10 protein-coding genes and 1 pseudogene are annotated in these 15,249 nt (G+C 66.1%); 7 read left to right on the top strand and 4 right to left on the bottom strand.

The window, feature by feature from the left end; genetic code table 11:
- The first annotated feature begins 116 nt into the window (after positions 1 to 116).
- From HU230_RS20115 to HU230_RS20105, 3 genes are all read left to right on the top strand, one after another.
- A complete protein-coding gene (locus HU230_RS20115; RefSeq protein WP_176530187.1) occupies positions 117 to 1,250 on the top strand; it encodes an MlaE family ABC transporter permease in 1,134 nt (377 codons plus the stop codon).
- Positions 1,251 to 1,252: 2 nt separating this feature from the next.
- The gene (locus HU230_RS20110; RefSeq protein ID WP_173637607.1) at positions 1,253 to 2,023 is read left to right on the top strand and encodes an ABC transporter ATP-binding protein; all 771 of its coding nucleotides are present in this window, start codon (positions 1,253 to 1,255) and stop codon (positions 2,021 to 2,023) included.
- Between the two features lie 121 nt (positions 2,024 to 2,144).
- Complete coding sequence (locus HU230_RS20105) at positions 2,145 to 3,020, top strand: MlaD family protein (RefSeq protein ID WP_176530188.1); 876 nt, start codon at positions 2,145 to 2,147, stop codon at positions 3,018 to 3,020.
- Between the two features lie 39 nt (positions 3,021 to 3,059).
- Here the strand turns inward: HU230_RS20105 and HU230_RS20100 are convergent, their stop codons facing one another.
- Both HU230_RS20100 and HU230_RS20095 read right to left on the bottom strand, forming a co-directional pair.
- Positions 3,060 to 3,422, bottom strand: a complete 363-nt coding sequence (locus tag HU230_RS20100) for a hypothetical protein (protein ID WP_176530189.1) — start codon at positions 3,420 to 3,422, stop codon at positions 3,060 to 3,062.
- A gap of 105 nt (positions 3,423 to 3,527) precedes the next feature.
- Positions 3,528 to 9,464 carry an apolipoprotein A-IV repeat region-like domain-containing protein gene (locus HU230_RS20095; protein ID WP_176530190.1) on the bottom strand — a complete coding sequence of 1,979 codons (5,937 nt, stop codon included), beginning with the start codon at positions 9,462 to 9,464 and terminating at the stop codon, positions 3,528 to 3,530.
- A 379-nt stretch (positions 9,465 to 9,843) separates the two neighbouring features.
- Here HU230_RS20095 and HU230_RS20090 point away from each other — a divergent pair, with 379 nt between their 5' ends.
- Together HU230_RS20090 and HU230_RS20085 are read left to right on the top strand one after the other, a co-directional pair.
- A complete protein-coding gene (locus HU230_RS20090; RefSeq protein ID WP_176530191.1) occupies positions 9,844 to 10,221 on the top strand; it encodes an Hpt domain-containing protein in 378 nt (125 codons plus the stop codon).
- 160 nt (positions 10,222 to 10,381) lie between these two features.
- Positions 10,382 to 10,702, top strand: coding sequence for a 2Fe-2S iron-sulfur cluster-binding protein (locus tag HU230_RS20085; protein WP_092115454.1), 321 nt, complete (start codon positions 10,382 to 10,384; stop codon positions 10,700 to 10,702).
- A gap of 6 nt (positions 10,703 to 10,708) precedes the next feature.
- On the opposite strand, the pseudogene HU230_RS20080 reads toward HU230_RS20085, so the two are convergent.
- A pseudogene (locus HU230_RS20080) lies at positions 10,709 to 11,169 on the bottom strand (acyl-CoA thioesterase).
- Between the two features lie 163 nt (positions 11,170 to 11,332).
- Between HU230_RS20080 and HU230_RS20075 the strand changes: the two are divergent.
- Together HU230_RS20075 and HU230_RS20070 are read left to right on the top strand one after the other, a co-directional pair.
- Positions 11,333 to 12,361, top strand: coding sequence for an NAD(P)/FAD-dependent oxidoreductase (locus HU230_RS20075; protein ID WP_176530192.1), 1,029 nt, complete (start codon positions 11,333 to 11,335; stop codon positions 12,359 to 12,361).
- A gap of 127 nt (positions 12,362 to 12,488) precedes the next feature.
- Positions 12,489 to 13,064 (top strand): DUF2147 domain-containing protein, encoded by a 576-nt coding sequence (locus tag HU230_RS20070; RefSeq protein ID WP_176530193.1) that lies wholly within the window; start codon positions 12,489 to 12,491, stop codon positions 13,062 to 13,064.
- 166 nt (positions 13,065 to 13,230) lie between these two features.
- Here HU230_RS20070 and HU230_RS20065 read toward each other — a convergent pair whose 3' ends face one another.
- Positions 13,231 to 15,189 (bottom strand): SGNH/GDSL hydrolase family protein, encoded by a 1,959-nt coding sequence (locus tag HU230_RS20065; protein WP_176530194.1) that lies wholly within the window; start codon positions 15,187 to 15,189, stop codon positions 13,231 to 13,233.
- Between the last annotated feature and the right edge of the window lie 60 nt (positions 15,190 to 15,249).

Below are 15,249 nucleotides of genomic sequence, written 5' to 3'. Positions count from 1 at the left end.
CTGAACCGTAGCTTGCGACGCGCAACCAACTATGGCTGGTTAGCGACAGATTCGACAAGCCGATCCGGCAAGCCGCCGGAGATCAACGGCCAGCCGGCTTGAGGGGTAGGCAAAAGGTGAGCGGCGACCCGACACTGGAGCGGATAGCCCAAGGCGAAGGACTGGCGTTGTGTGCGGCGGGCAACTGGACAGCCCGCTTTGCGCCCGCGCTCGAGCGGATCGTCTCCGACGCCGAGAAACTGCGCGGCAGCCGTCCTCACATCTTCATTGACGTGTCGCAGGTCGCGAGCCTCGACACGTTCGGCGCGTGGCTGATCGAGCGGCTGCGCCGCAGCCTCAGCGACGCCAGCGCCGAAGCGGAGATCGCGGGCCTCTCTGCCAATTATTCCAGCTTGGTCGACGAGGTGCGTCGCGTGGGTCCTGCGCCGAGGGTCGTCAGCGACCGGCTGTCGATCACGGGCATGCTCGAGCAGATCGGCCGCACCGTGGCCGGGGTCGGCGGCACGATCATCGGCCTTGTCGACATGCTCGGCGCGGTGCTGGCCGCCGTCGGCAAGGTGCTGATCCATCCGCGCAGCTTCCGCCTGACCTCGACGGTGCATCACCTCGAGCAGGTGTGCTGGCGTGCGGTGCCGATCGTGGTGCTGATCACCTTCCTGATCGGCTGCATCATCTCGCAGCAGGGCATCTTCCATTTCCGCAGGTTCGGCGCCGACATCTTCGTGGTCGACATGCTGGGCGTGCTGGTGCTGCGCGAGATCGGCGTGCTGCTGGTCGCAATCATGGTCGCGGGCCGCTCCGGCTCGGCCTATACCGCCGAGCTCGGTTCGATGAAGATGCGCGAGGAGATCGACGCGCTGCGCACCATGGGCTTCGATCCGATCGAGGTCTTGATCCTGCCGCGCATGCTGGCGCTGGTGCTGGCCCTTCCGATCCTGGCCTTTCTCGGCGCGATGGCCGCGCTCTATGGCGGCGGCCTGGTGGCCTGGCTCTATGGCGGCGTCGATCCGGAGGCCTTCCTGCTCCGCCTTCGTGATGCCATATCGATCGACCATTTCATCGTCGGCATGGTCAAGGCGCCGGTCATGGCGGCGGTGATCGGCATCGTCGCCTGCGTCGAGGGGCTGGCGGTACAGGGTTCGGCGGAGTCGCTCGGACAGCACACCACCGCGTCGGTGGTGAAAGGGATCTTCTTCGTGATCGTGATGGACGGCGTGTTCGCGATCTTCTTCGCCTCGATCGGGATGTGATCATGGCAGAGCAGGACATCGACGCCATCATCCGGGTCCGCGACATCACGGTTCAATTCGGCAACACGCGTGTGCTCGACGGCCTCGACCTCGACGTCAAGCGCGGCGAGATCCTCGGCTTCGTCGGCCCTTCAGGGGCCGGCAAGTCGGTGCTGACGCGCACCATCATCGGCCTGGTGCCGAAGGTCTCCGGCCGCATCGAAGTGTTCGGCGTCGATCTCGATGCCGCGAGCTCGGCGCAGCGCCGCGCCGTCGAGCGGCGCTGGGGCATCCTGTTCCAGCAGGGCGCGCTGTTCTCCTCACTCACGGTGCGCCAGAACATCCAGTTTCCGGCGCGCGAATATCTGCGGGTCTCGCAGCGGCTGCTCGACGAGATAATGGTCGCGAAGCTGGTGATGGTCGGGCTGAAGCCCGAGGTCGCCGATCGCTATCCGTCGGAACTGTCCGGCGGCATGATCAAGCGCGTCGCGCTGGCGCGCGCACTCGCGCTCGATCCCGAGCTCGTGTTTCTCGACGAGCCGACGTCGGGCCTCGATCCGATCGGCGCCGGCGATTTCGACGAGCTGGTGCGCACCCTGCAGCGCACTTTGGGGCTGACCGTTTTCATGGTAACCCACGATCTCGACAGTCTATACACCGCGTGCGACCGTATCGCCGTTTTAGGGAACGGTAAGATCATTGCTGCAGGATCGATCGCCGACATGAAGGCATCGCAACATCCGTGGTTGCAGCAATATTTCAACGGCAAGCGCGCCCGTGCCGTTGTGGCCTAGCCCATGATCCCGAAACGAAAAGACCGGTTTTCGGACGAGATCATGCGCCAACAGGGAACTCGAAGGGCTCGAACGCAGGCCGACTGCGCGAGCGCCCAAGAGTGATGAACGCGAGCAATTGATGGAAACGCGGGCGAACTACGTCTTGATCGGGGCTTTCACGCTGGCGGTAATCGCTGCGGCGTTCGGCTTCGTGCTGTGGTTCCAGAGCCTGCACACCACCAAGCAGCGCAGCCCCCTGCGGGTGATCTTCGAGGGGCCGGCGTCGGGCCTGCGCAATGGCGGCAATGTCAATTTTAACGGTATTCGGATAGGGGAAGTGGTCTCGGTCAAGCTCGACAATCCACGGCGCGTGGTCGCGCTGGCGATGATCGAGAACAACGCACCGCTCCGCAAGGACACCCTGGTCGGCCTCGAGTTCCAGGGCCTGACCGGCGTCGCCGCGATCTCGCTGAAGGGCGGCGAGGAGGCCGCCCCGCCGGTGCCGCTGGATGAGGACGGCATCCCCGTTCTGACCGCCGACCCGAACGCGCTGCAGGACGTCACCGAGGCGATCCGCGCCACCCTGCAGAACGTCAACCGCATCGTCGCCGACAATCAGCAGTCGGTGAAGAATTCGCTGAAGAATCTCGAGGTCTTCACCCAGGCGCTGGCGCGCAATTCCGAAAAGATCGACAACGTCATGCTCAAGGTCGACGGCGTGATGGGCAAGGCCGACAATCTGATGCTGGGCCTCAATGCGATCGCGGGCGGCAACAATGGCAGCGAGCTGAACCTGATGGTGAAGTCGATCCGCGAGCTCGCCGACAACGTCGACAAGCGGTCCAATCTCCTGATCAACGACGGCCGCCGCACGCTGTCCGACATCAGCCGCGCCGTGAACAATTTCGACCGCAACCCGAGCCGGGTGATCTTCGGCGGCAGCAACAATGCCGCACCGGAGCCCGCGCCGGCTCCGGCCGCAGCACCGGCCGGGCCGCGGCGCCGGCAGCAATAGGCTGCGCGCCCTCCGTTCGTTCCGACGATCGTCGCAGTCCTATTGGGGCGCTGCCTGAGATGGCTCGGCTGCTTCAGGAACGAAGCGGCGATAGCGGTCGTCCGGATACGTCTGCTCCGAGCGGATCCTCAAGCTGCGAATAGGGTGGGGATCGGATGCCGCATTGACGAGGCCCTGTGTTGCCGGCCATGCGCGGCCGGTCGCATCGTGGCTCGCATCGGGTGCCGGGCTGACAGGCGTCGTTCGAATGACGCGCGCACCGGCCGCAGGTTGGCTTTCTTCCTTTATCCTGATGGTCCGGATTTTGGACGGCTGGATCGGGTCCGCCGTCGCAACCGCGGACACCCCAATTGTCCCGAGCATCGTCAGCGCGACGATGCGGCGCCAGCGTGCGAGCAACATCTGAAGCCTCCCAGCCCGTTCTCCCGCGATTTTAGTCTTGCGGCGGTCAAAAGCAAAACGGAGGCATTGCTGCCTCCGTCTCTTGTACTGCGATGGTTCGAACGCTTACCCGAGTCGTCCTGCGGCGTGGGCGAGCAGGGTGTAGACCAGCCCGGTCTCCGAGGTCAGATGGCTGCTCAGCTCCTGCTGGCCGCGGCCTTCGCGGGCGACTTCGTCGAGCAGGCGCTCGAACTCCGCGATGTAGCGGTCGACCGTCTGCTTGAAGCCGCGGTCGGCGCGGTACTTGCGGGCCACCTCATCGAAGGCCTTCTGGCCGGCCGGCGTGTAGAGGCGCTTGGAGAACGCCTTGTTCTCGCCGCGCTGGTAGCGATCCCACATCTCGGCCGCGAGCGTGCGGTCCATCAGCCGGCCGATGTCGAGCGACAGCGATTCCAGCGGATTGGCGGCCGGCTGCTGCTGCGGACGCGGGCGCTGCTGGGCGTCGCGGCCCTGCGGGGCCGGCGGCGGCGCGTCGCTGCGGTTGAGCAGGTCGGACAGCCAGCCATCGCCGTTGTTGGGGCCAGCCGGGCTGACCGACGGAGCCTCGGTGCGGCGCGAGGTCGCCATGCCGAGATCCGGCGGCGGCAGCGTCGAGGCGCTGTTGCCGTTATCTCGCATGCGCGCGTCGTCCCGCATGCGCACGTCGCCGCGGCCGCCGGCGGCAGCCATCACCGGCTCCTCGTGGCGGACGCTGGCGCGGTTGGACGAGACCACGTCGAGCCCGCGGCCGTGATGGGCGACGATGCGGTTCAGCTCGGCCAGGGCCTCGATCTGGTCGACGATCACCTTGCGCATCTGCGCGGTGTTTTCGGCGGCCTCCTGCGGCATTTCCAGCACGCCGCGGCGCAGTTCGTTGCGGGTGGCCTCGAGCTCGCTGTGCATCTCGCTCGCCATCTGCTTCATCGCCGTGACCATCGCGGAGAACTTCTCCGTCGATTCCTTGAACATCGCATCGGTCTCGGCGTTGCTCTGCTGGTAGAGCTCGTTCATCGCGTCGACGGTCTGCTGGCGCTCGTTCTCGGCCGCTTGGCGCACCGCCTCGAACTGCCTGCTGATCGCAGCCGAACCGGCGCCGGCGGTCTCCGCCACCACGCGCGCGATGTCGCGGGCGCGCTCCTCGGCCGCGCCGAGCGATTCATCGAGCAGACCGGTGAAGCGCGACAGCCGCTGGTCGAGATCGGTGGTGCGCAGGTCGATGGTCGTGACCAGCGATTCCAGCGCCGACTTGCGCTCGCTGACGGAGGCCGTCGTCGAACGGTTGGCCTGTTCGACCACGGCAGCCGCCTCGATCAGCGCCTTGCCATGGGTCTCGAACTGGCTCGACAGCGCGCCGAGATCTTCCAGCGCCTTGCCGGTCTTGCTGTTGAACACCGTGAGCTGGTCTTCCAGCGTCTGGGTCGCCACGCCGTTGCGCGAGGTGACGTCGTTCATGGCGGACACGAAGTCGGCGACGCGGGTCACCAGCGCGCGCTCCAGCGAGTTGAGGTTGTCGTGGGCGCCGGTCAACACTTCCTGCAGCAGGATGTTGCCCTCGCGCAGCCGCTCGAACAGCGCCACTGTATCGGTGCGCAGGATCTTGCTGGTCTCCTGCATTTCCGTGACGGCCGAGATCGAGACCTGGCGCGACTGGTCGATCGCCGCGCGCGAGGCCTGCTCGAGCTCCTTGAGCGACTTCGCCACCGCACCGGTCGCCTGATCGCCGGCCGAGGTGATGTTGCGCGCGACATCGCCGCCGTGCGCCGCCATCGACTGCGAGAAGGCGAGGCCGCGGGTTTCGATCGCCTTCAGCGCGTCTGCGGTGGCGCGATCCATGTCGTTCGACAACTGCGTGGTCTTGGCGGTCAGCGCCTCGACCAGCGAGCCGCGGCGGCCGTCGACCATCTGCGACAGCCGCTCGGTCTGCTGCTGCACATAGGTGACGATCTCGTCGGTCTTGCCGGTCATCGCCGAGCCGAATGCGCTGGAAGCGGACAGCACCGAACGTTCGATGTCGGCGGAGGTCGTCTTGACCTTGGTCGTGACCTCGTTGGACATGTTGATCAGCGCGGCCTGTGCGTTCTGCGCAGAGGTCTGGATGTTGTCGGTGGTCTTGGCCGTGACCGAACCCAGCGCGCGCTCGATATCGGTCGAGAGCGTGCGGATCTGGGCGGCCGCGTCGGCGGAGGTCGCCGCAAACGAGCTCTGGGCCTCGCGGGCGCTGCCCAGGATGGTCTGCGCGGTCTCGGCGCTGGTCGTGGTCAGCGAGCGCTCGATCTCGACCGAGATCGCGCGGATCTGGGTTGCGGCCTCGTTGGACGTTGCCACGAACGAGTTCTGGGCATCGCGGGCGCTGCCGAGGATCGTCTGGGCGGTGTTGGTGCCGACCGACGTCAGGGTGCGCTCGACATCGGCTGCCAGCGACTTGACGTGGTTGGCTGCTTCGGTCGACGCGGTGACGAGGGTGTTCTGCGCCTCGCGGGCGCCGGCCGTCAGCACCTCGACGGTGCCGGAACCGGCCATCGACAGCGCGCGCTGGATATCGGCGGCAAGCGCCGTCACCTTTGTCGCAGACTCGGTCGATGCATCGACCAGCATGCTCTGGGCTTCACGCGCACCGGCCGTGATCGATTCCGCGGTGGCGGAGCCGGCCATCGAGAGCGAGCGCTCCATGTCGGCCGCCAGCGTGCGGACCAGATCGGTGGCCTCGGTGGATGCGCCGGCCAGCGTGCTCTGCGCCTCGCGCGCGGCGGCGACGACGGCTTCCGCGGTGGCGGAGCCTGCCATCGACAGCGAGCGCTCGATGTCGGCCGACAGCGTGCGGACCAGATTGGTGGCGTCGGTCGACGCGCCGGCCAGCGTGTTCTGCGCCTCGCGGGCGGAGGCGACGACGGCTTCCGCGGTCGCGGTGCCGGCGGTCGAGAGTGAGTGCTGCATGTCGGCCGCGAGCGTGCGGACCAGGTTGGTGGCTTCGGTCGACGCGCCGGCCAGCGTGCTCTGGGCCTCGCGGGCAGAGGCGACGACGGCTTCCGCGGTGGCGGAGCCGGCCATCGAGAGTGAGCGCTCGACGTCGCTGGCGAGCGACTTCACCTGACCCGTGACGTCGGCCGACGTCGCGATCAGCGTGGTCTGGGCCTCGCGGGCACCGGTCATGATCGCTTCGGCGGCGGCTGAGCCGGACATCGACAGCGATTGCTCGACGTCGGCGGCCAGCGACTTGACCTGGCTTGCGGCTTCGATCGAGGCCGAGACCAGCGTGGTCTGAGCGTCGCGGGCACCCGACAGCACCGAGGCTGCGGTGGCGCTGCCGGCCGCCTGCAGCGTGCGCTCGACGTCCTCCGACAGCGCCTTGATCTGCGAGGCGACGTCGCCGGATGCGGAGACCAGCGACACCTGGGCGTCGCGGGCACTGGTGAGGATCGAGTTGGCGGCGCTGGTGCCGACCGCGGTCAGCACGCTCTCGATCTCGGCGGAGCTCTGCTTGAGCTGGTTGCCGACATCCGCGGACACGGTGAGCAGCGCCTGCTGCGCGGTGCGCGCGCCGGTCTGGATGGTTTCGCTGGTGTTGACCACGAGGTTGGTCAGCGAGCGCTCGGCGTCCTCTACATGGGACTTGATGCTCGACGACAACATTTCGGCGCGGGACATCAGCTCCTCGCTCGCCTGGCGGCCGCTGCTCTCGATGCGGCCGGCGACGGCCTCGACGCGCGAGCCCAAAAGGTCCTCGAACTGCGCGACGCGGGTGTCGATGTCACCGGCGATGACGCCGACGCGGCTCTCGATGCCCTGCTGGATGTCGGCGAAGCGCGCCGAGATGGTGTCGGTCAGGTTCGAGCTATGGCCACTGATGGTCTCGACGAGGCGGGTGTTGTGACCGTTGATGGTATCGGCGAGGCGGGTGCTGTGGCCGTTGATGGTGTCGACCAGGCGGTTGCTGTGGCCGTCGATGGTCTCGGTGACGCCGTTGATGCGATGGTCGACCGCGGCGATCGCCTGCACGGTGCCCTCGGTCAGGGTCGTGGTCAGCAGGCCGAGGCGCGAGTCGATCGAGTGGATCGCCTGGGTGGCGCCTTCGGTCAGCTGGGTCGCGAGCGTGCCGAGATGGCCGTCGATGGTGTCGGTGACCGACTTGGCGCGGCTCTCGAAGGTGACTTCGAGCGTCCGCATGCGACCGTCGATCGCGTCATCCAGCGACTGCAGGCGGCCGTCGAACGAGCCGATCTTGGTGGCGAGCGAACTGTCGAACGACGACAGCTTGTCGGTCAGCGAGGCGTCGAGGTTGGTGACGCGGCTGCCGAGCGTGGTCTCGAATTGCAGCAGGCGCTGGTCGAGCGAAGCGGTGATCTCGCCGCTATTCGTGGTGACGCGATGGTCGAAGGTGTCGACATAGGTCTTCAGGCTGTCGGCGATGTCCTGGGTCCGCTGGCCCATGCGCTCGACGATGTCGCCGCCGAACGTCTTCACGGTGCGGTCGAATTCCGAGATGTGGCGGGTGATCAGCGCGCCGAGCGTGCCGGAGTCGCGGGCGAATTTCTCGGCGAGCTCGCTGCCGTGGTTCTTCACCAGGTCGTCGAACGCGCTCATCTGCAGCGACAGTGAGTCGTGCGCGGTCTCGGTCTGGCCCACCACCTTGGCGACCAGCGAATTGACGGTGACGTCGAGCGCCTCGCTCGCCCTGTCGCCGGACGTCATGATCTGGCCGGCGAGGCGGTCGCCGGCGTCGTCGATCTTGCTGACCAGGTCGTTGCTGCGCAGTTCGAGCTCGAGCAGCAACGAGTCCGCGGAGTTCTTCAGGGAGTCGTGGACTTCTTCGGTGCGGTCGGAGATGCCGTCGACGATCGCAGACGAACGCTGCTCGAACTCGCCGGTGATGCGGTCGATGCGCTCGTTCAGCATTTCGTGGACGCGATCGGCCAGATCGACGAACTCGTCATGGACGTGGCCGGTCTTGAAGTTGAGGCTGGTGGTGAGCCGCTCGGAGGCGTCCATCACCGCGCGCGTGGTCTCGGCGCTGGCTTCCTCGAGGCGGTCGAGCAGGTCGCCGCCGCGCTCGCCGAGCGCGAGGATCATGTTGTCGCCGGCATGGCTCAGCGCGGTCGTGATGTGCTGGCCGCGCTCTTCCAGCGCGCCGGTGATGCTCTTGGCGACCTCGTCGACGCGCGAGGCAATCGCGTCCGAGATCAGCGCGATGTCATGGCGCAGGTCGATCTGCACGCCGGAGATCGCGCTGCGCACCTGCTCGGCCTGGCCGACCAGATTGTCGCGCTGGTGGGCGATGTCCTGCAGCAGCGCGCGGATGCGCACTTCATTGTCGGAATAGGCGCGCTCCAGCGCCGCCACCTCGTTGGCAACCAGGGTCTCGAGTTCGCCGGCGCGCGCGATCGCGCGTTCGACGCCGTCGCCCATCGCCGCGACCTCGCGGCGGATCGCCTGGCCGACCGTCACCATGGAATCGGCGGCGGCGTTTTCCGGCTCTGAGAATCGCATTGCGACCTGCGCCATCGATTGCGCGATCATCTGCATGCGCTGACCGTGCGAGGCGAGGCTGGCGAGATAATAGAACAGCAGCACCGGAACGGCGAACAGCGCGGCGAGGCCGGCGAGCACCAAGACGCCGGTGCCCTGGGCCATCGAAGCCTGCAGGGCCGGCCAGAACGCGATGGTGAGGATCACGCCGCCGAGCAGCCAGGCGCCGGAGCAGACAAAGAACAGCGTGAAGGCGTTGCGGGCGCGCCCTCCCTGCAGCGTCTGCAGCATCTGGCCGATGGTTTCGCGATCATCATTGGCGGCGCGGCGCGGCGCGCGCGGTTCCTCGATCGGCTCGAACACCGAACGATCGGTATTCGTGCGGGACTCGAACGATGCGGCTGAAAAATCCGGAGCTGACGGCGGCAGGCTCGGCGGCGCGGCGCCTTCGTTGAGGGGGCTGCGGCTCTCCGCGCCTTGCTCGCTGATGTTGAGGGCTTCCTGGATGGCAGAAAGCGCGACTTCGGTGGGATCTTTGACCTTCTTGGGAGTGTTCGCCATGTTCAGTCTGAGCCCTCTCACTATTTTACGCGTCGGCGAGCCTGCGATCGTCCCCACGCAAGCTCGAAGCCGGTGCCCACAAGCGGAGCGCAAGCGCCCCCTCGGCGGCTTGTCCGCTACATCCGCAAACATCCTATTGGGAGAGCGATGCGAATGAAATGCTTGCGATTAATACTTTCTTAATCATCGTTAACAGCTTTGCGCCATAAGGCCTTATGGGTACTCGAAATTCCTGCCAGAGAGGGCCGATTGTGTCCGGAAATTGTCCAGAATCGGGCGGTTTTGCCGATCATCCCGACAACAATTCGTTAACCAGTTTCGTGATTGGCTGGGCGAACGGTCCGCCGGTGAAGCCCGGCAGAGACGACAGGGACAGGCCATGCCGCTTCATCTCGAACGGGTTGAATGGACGCAATCGCCGCCGCTCGCGCCTGGCGACGGGCCGATCGACGTCGATCACCTTCGACGGATGACGCTGGGCGAGCCGGGGCTGGAGCGGGAAGTGCTGGCGATGTTCTCGACCCAGTCGGCCCGGATCCTTGGTGAGCTGGCTGTCCTGCCGCCCGAGGCTCCGACCCACGCCCACACCCTGAAAGGATCGGCGCGTGCGATTGGCGCCTTCGGCGTCGCCGAGGCGGCCGCCAACCTGGAAACCGCGCTCACCGCCGGTTCCGACCCGGCCCAGCCGCTCGCCGCGCTCGGGGCCGCGATTGCCGAGGCGCGCACGGCGATCGAGCTGATTCTGGGCCGCTCCTAGGCTTCGGGCATCTCCACGGCTTGCGGCAACGGGTAGGGCGCCGTCCCGGCCGGCCGGCAGGTTTTCGGTCTCCGCGCTAGCGCTGTACGGATCGACCCGTTATACGACTGCCGGGACCTTTCCAACCATCGTCCGGCGCATTCCGGCAGCACGAGCAATCATGGCCAAAATACACTTTATCGACCATTCCGGAGAGAAACGCTCCATTGATATCGAGAACGGCGCGACGGTGATGGAAGGTGCGATCCGCAACGCCATTCCCGGCATTGAAGCCGAATGCGGTGGCGCCTGCGCCTGTGCGACCTGCCATGTCTATGTCGATGACGCGTGGCGCGAGAAGGTCGGCGCGCCGTCGCCGATGGAAGAGGACATGCTGGATTTCGGCTTCGACGTGCGTCCGAATTCGCGGTTGTCCTGCCAGATCAAGGTGACCGACGATCTCGACGGACTGGTCGTGTCGACGCCGGAGCGGCAGGCTTGACCTGATTTATTCGCCGTCCGGGTTCACACCGCGACGGACCCAGCGGCGGAAGTTCTGCTTGACCTCCGCCGGCAGCGGCGTCGGTCTGCGCGTGGCCTCATCGATCATCACGGTGACCGCCTTCGCCGACGCCACGCATCTCCCTTCCGAAAATACCACCTGATCGAAAGTGGTCGACGTCCGTCCGAACTTGACGAGACCGAGCCCGAGCTCGATCTGTCCCGGCCAGTGCAGCTCGGCGCGGAAATGGATGTCGAGCCGCACCATGATCCAGCCAAGCCCGGCCGGCATCAGCCCCATGCTGAGGTCCTTCACCAGCGTGACGCGGCCGGTCTCAAAATAGCTCGCATAGACGGCGTTGTTGACGTGCCGTTCGGGTCGAGATCGGCAAAGCGCACATTGTCGGACAGGCGATAGGGAAAGTCTTCCAGGCGCGGTGCATCGTCGGCGCGGACAGGGGCATTCACGAGGGGGATCTCCGTCGGTTTCCCGCCCATACAGCCGAGTTGCGCAGGCTCGGCAAGGGGTTGCCGCGCCAGCCGCTGTCCCTATTATGCATGTCCCAATCCGGCCATACTTGGCTGGGCAGGCGAAAGCCGTCCAGTCGATCTCAACTGAAAAGAAGCGGATATGAGCGAAGCGATCAAAACCGATGTGCTGATAATTGGCGCGGGTCCCTGCGGACTGTTCGCCGTGTTCGAACTGGGACTGCTCGACATGAAGGTGCATCTGGTCGACATCCTCGACAAGATCGGCGGGCAGTGCGCCGAGCTCTATCCGGAGAAGCCGATCTACGACATTCCCGGGATTCCCTTTGTCACCGGCCAGGGCCTGACCCAGCAGCTGCTGGAGCAGATCAAGCCGTTCGGCGCGACCTTCCACCTCAACGAGATGGTGGAGAGCATCGAGAAGATCGGCGATCCCTTGTTCCGCGTGAAGACCGATGCCGGCAAGGAGTTCGAGGCCAAGGTCGTCGTGATCTCCGCGGGCGGCGGTTCGTTCCAGCCGAAGCGTCCGCCGGTGCCGGGCATCGAGGCCTATGAAGGCACATCGGTGTTCTATGCCGTGCGCAAGATGGAGCAGTTCCGCGACAAGAACATCCTGATCGTCGGCGGCGGCGATTCCGCGCTCGACTGGACGCTCAATCTGCATCCGATCGCCAAGCGCATCACGCTGCTGCATCGGCGCGACGATTTCCGCGCGGCGCCGCACAGCGTCGAGCAGATGCGCTCGCTGGTCGCCGACGGCAAGATGGATCTGAAGATCGGCCAGGTCACCGGGCTTGAGGGCGCCAACGGTCAACTCTCGGGCGCCGCGCTGAAGGGCAACGACAATGCGATGTCGACGATCGCCTGCGATACGATGCTGCCGTTCTTCGGGCTCACCATGAAGCTCGGTCCGGTCGCGAACTGGGGCGTGGCGCTGGAGAACAATCTGGTGCCGGTCGACACCGCAGCATTCGAGACCAACGTTTCAGGCATCTTCGCGATCGGCGACATCAACACCTATCCGGGCAAGCTGAAGCTCATTCTCTCCGGCTTCCACGAGGGCGCGTTGATGGCGCAGAAGGCGCACCGCTACGTGTATCCTGACAAGCGGCTGGTGTTCCAGTACACAACCTCGTCATCAAGTTTGCAGAAGAAGCTTGGGGTGAACTGATTCGGCGTCAGCAGCGACCAATGCCAGGGGCATGGGCCATTGCCCGTGCGGCGCGGCTACTGGAACACTCCGCGAAATGGCCGTAGTCTGCTCGTAATCGAGTTTGTCGATTGATCAGGTGATGATGATGCGGAACACGCTATCCAGACTTCGGCTGATCTTGGCGATCGCCTCGGCCTTTGCGCTAGCTGCTCCGCTTGCAGCTTCCGCGGCCGAGCTATCGGCGGCCGGACTCTGGCAGAAGATCGAAGACGGCAAGCCCGAAGGCTGGTTCCTGGTGATCGAGCGCAACGGCCTGTTCGAGGGCATGATCGCAAAGATGTTCTCAGCGCCCGGCGATCCGCCCAATCCGGTCTGCTCGAAATGCACGGACGATCGCAAGGACATGCCGTGGCTTGGCATTCCCCTGATCCGCGACATGAAGCGCAACGGGCTCGCCTATGAAGGCGGCAACGTGCTCGATCCGCGCAACGGCAAGGTCTACAAGGCCAAGATGACGCTGAGCGCCGATGGACAGACGCTGACCATGCGCGGCTATCTCGGCATCTCGCTGTTCGGCAAGGACGAGGTCTGGACCCGGCTGCCGGACACGGCGATGGCGCAGCTCGATCCCGCAATCGTCGCCAAATATCTGCCGGCGCAAGCCGCAGCGATGAAGCCCCCGCCGCCGCCGGCGCCTTTGCCCGCGACGAAGCGGCACTAGAGCATTTTCGGTTCTGATTGAATCAGAACCGAAGCTCTAGATTCTTGTTTTGACGCGTTTACTTCACGCGAACCGGTGTCCACTTCACTCGAAAACGCTCTAGACCCCTCATTGGGATCACGTTGGCTCGCGGCCGCACGCGTGGGGCGTCGCGAGCGTGCAGCGATCAGCGTTGCAACGGTGCCGTCGGCAATGGCGCGACCGGCTCGGAAATCACCTCGGGCACCGTGGTGTTCAACTGAAGCACGGTGGCGGCTGCCGGCACCGCCGCATCGGCCATCGCCGCATGACCTTCGGCGCTCGGATGCACCGCGCCGCCATACACCGCCGACAGGATGCCCCACGTCGCATCGTGGATGTCGGTTGGCTGCATCGAGGACGGCAGGCCCTGCGGGTAGGTCATCGCCGCGAAATAGCTGTCATTGGCGTCGCGGATCCAGCGCGCCCGCGGCAGATAGGCGCGGTATTCGCCGGCGCTGCGGCCGCATTTGAGCGGCTGGTTGGCCGCGGCGACGATGTCGGAGATGAAGCTGTCGCCGTTGGCGGCGAAGCAGTCGCGGTCGAATTCCGGATCGGTCGACGCGCGTGCGCAGAAGCCGTGGCTTGCGAACGCATCCTGATGCGCATCGACGAAGGTCATCCGGTCGGCCTGCGGATTGCGGCAGATGATGCCGGACTGGCACTGCGCGATCGCCTTGAGCTGCGGCAGGAACTCGTTCTGCACGAAGCTCGAGACCGCCGCGAGCCGCTTCGGATCGGCGTTGAACGAGGGATGGATATCGAAGCCGGCGCGGCCTCCGGGGCAGGGCGCGCCGCCATTGGACAGTGCCGGATTGGCATAGGCCGTGTAGACCACGTGCGAGAGGTCGCCGCCGACCAACGGCTTCAGCGCATCGCGCAGCTTGGCGAAATCGGCCGGCAGGTCGCGCGCCAGTGCCGAGCGGGCATCGTCGACGCTGGCCATCGAGCCGCCCTGGCTGAACAGCGCGCGTTCGGTCGGCGTGTCGACGATCACGTTGGCGACGAGGCCGGAGAAGTAGATGTCGTTGGCGCCGACCGACAGCAGCACGAGATCGAGCGTGCGGTCCGGCTGCCGGCGCTTGGCGGCGGCGAGTGCCGTGCGCAGCTCCGCGATCTGGCCGTTGACGGTGCCCGAGCAGGTGTTGGCGGTTTTCGTCGGCAGACATTCCCGCGCCTGCTGCGAGCCGAGCAGGCCGTCGGCGATGGTGGCGCCGGTGCAGGCCAGCGGCAGATAGGTCACCGCGATGTGCGGATATTGCACGGCAAGCGCAAGCGCGGTGCGGGTCTGGTAGCTGTACAGCGAACGGTGACAGGCCGAGTTGAGCCACAGCGCGCTCTGGCGCTGCCAGTTGGTCAGGGTGTCGGGCGCTTCGCAGGCGCGGCCGCCTTTGAAGCCGGCGCGGCTCGGCCGGTAGTATTGCGCGCCGCCGAGATAGGAGCGGAAGCAGAAGCCCTCGTCGGAGAGGGCAATCGCGCGATCGGGATTGCCCTCGCCGGATGCGATGCTGTCGCCGAGGCCGGCGACCAGCAAATCGCGCACCGCGATCTGGGTCGTCACGCGCTGGTTGGCGTCCGAGCCGCTGGCGACATCGACGGTCGCGACCGTGGTGCGGCCGTAGCGGACGCGCAGATTGACCGGCTCGGCGCAATCGAATGTCGAGGATTGCGGCCCGTCGCCGTCGTCGAACGACCAGGCGCAGGTCGCGCCGACCGGAACCGGACCCGCGAGCCGCACCACGATCGGGTGATCGATCGGCGTCAGGTAGCTTTCCTTGACGTTGTCGCGGGTGCAGGGCTCGCTGACGCGGCCCTGCAGGTCGATGCAGAGCCGGTTGACCGTGTTGCGCGCCCAGCCGCGGCCGTCGCTTTGCAGTTCCAGCGCCTGTTCCGAGGCCAGCACGCTGCGGCCGAGCCCGCTTTCGACATGCAGACGGAAGTCGCGTTCCTCTCGGAACAGCCGGAAGCGGTTGCGCACCTCCCAGGAGATCGAGAGCTGGGTATCCTGCGCGTCGGCGGCTGAAGCCAATACCGCCGCGAGCGCGCTGCCGAGCAGCACGCTGCAGACCGTGACGCGAAACGAAAATCGAACCAGAAAGCCAATCATGGCGCGGTTTGACGCGAGTGGTACGGCGAAAATAAGAGAAGCGGCTGCAGCGACCGAAAT

This window comes from Bradyrhizobium quebecense (assembly GCF_013373795.3).
Taxonomy (GTDB): Bacteria; Pseudomonadota; Alphaproteobacteria; order Rhizobiales; family Xanthobacteraceae; genus Bradyrhizobium; species Bradyrhizobium quebecense.
This window is presented reverse-complemented; position numbering and strand designations above follow the sequence as displayed.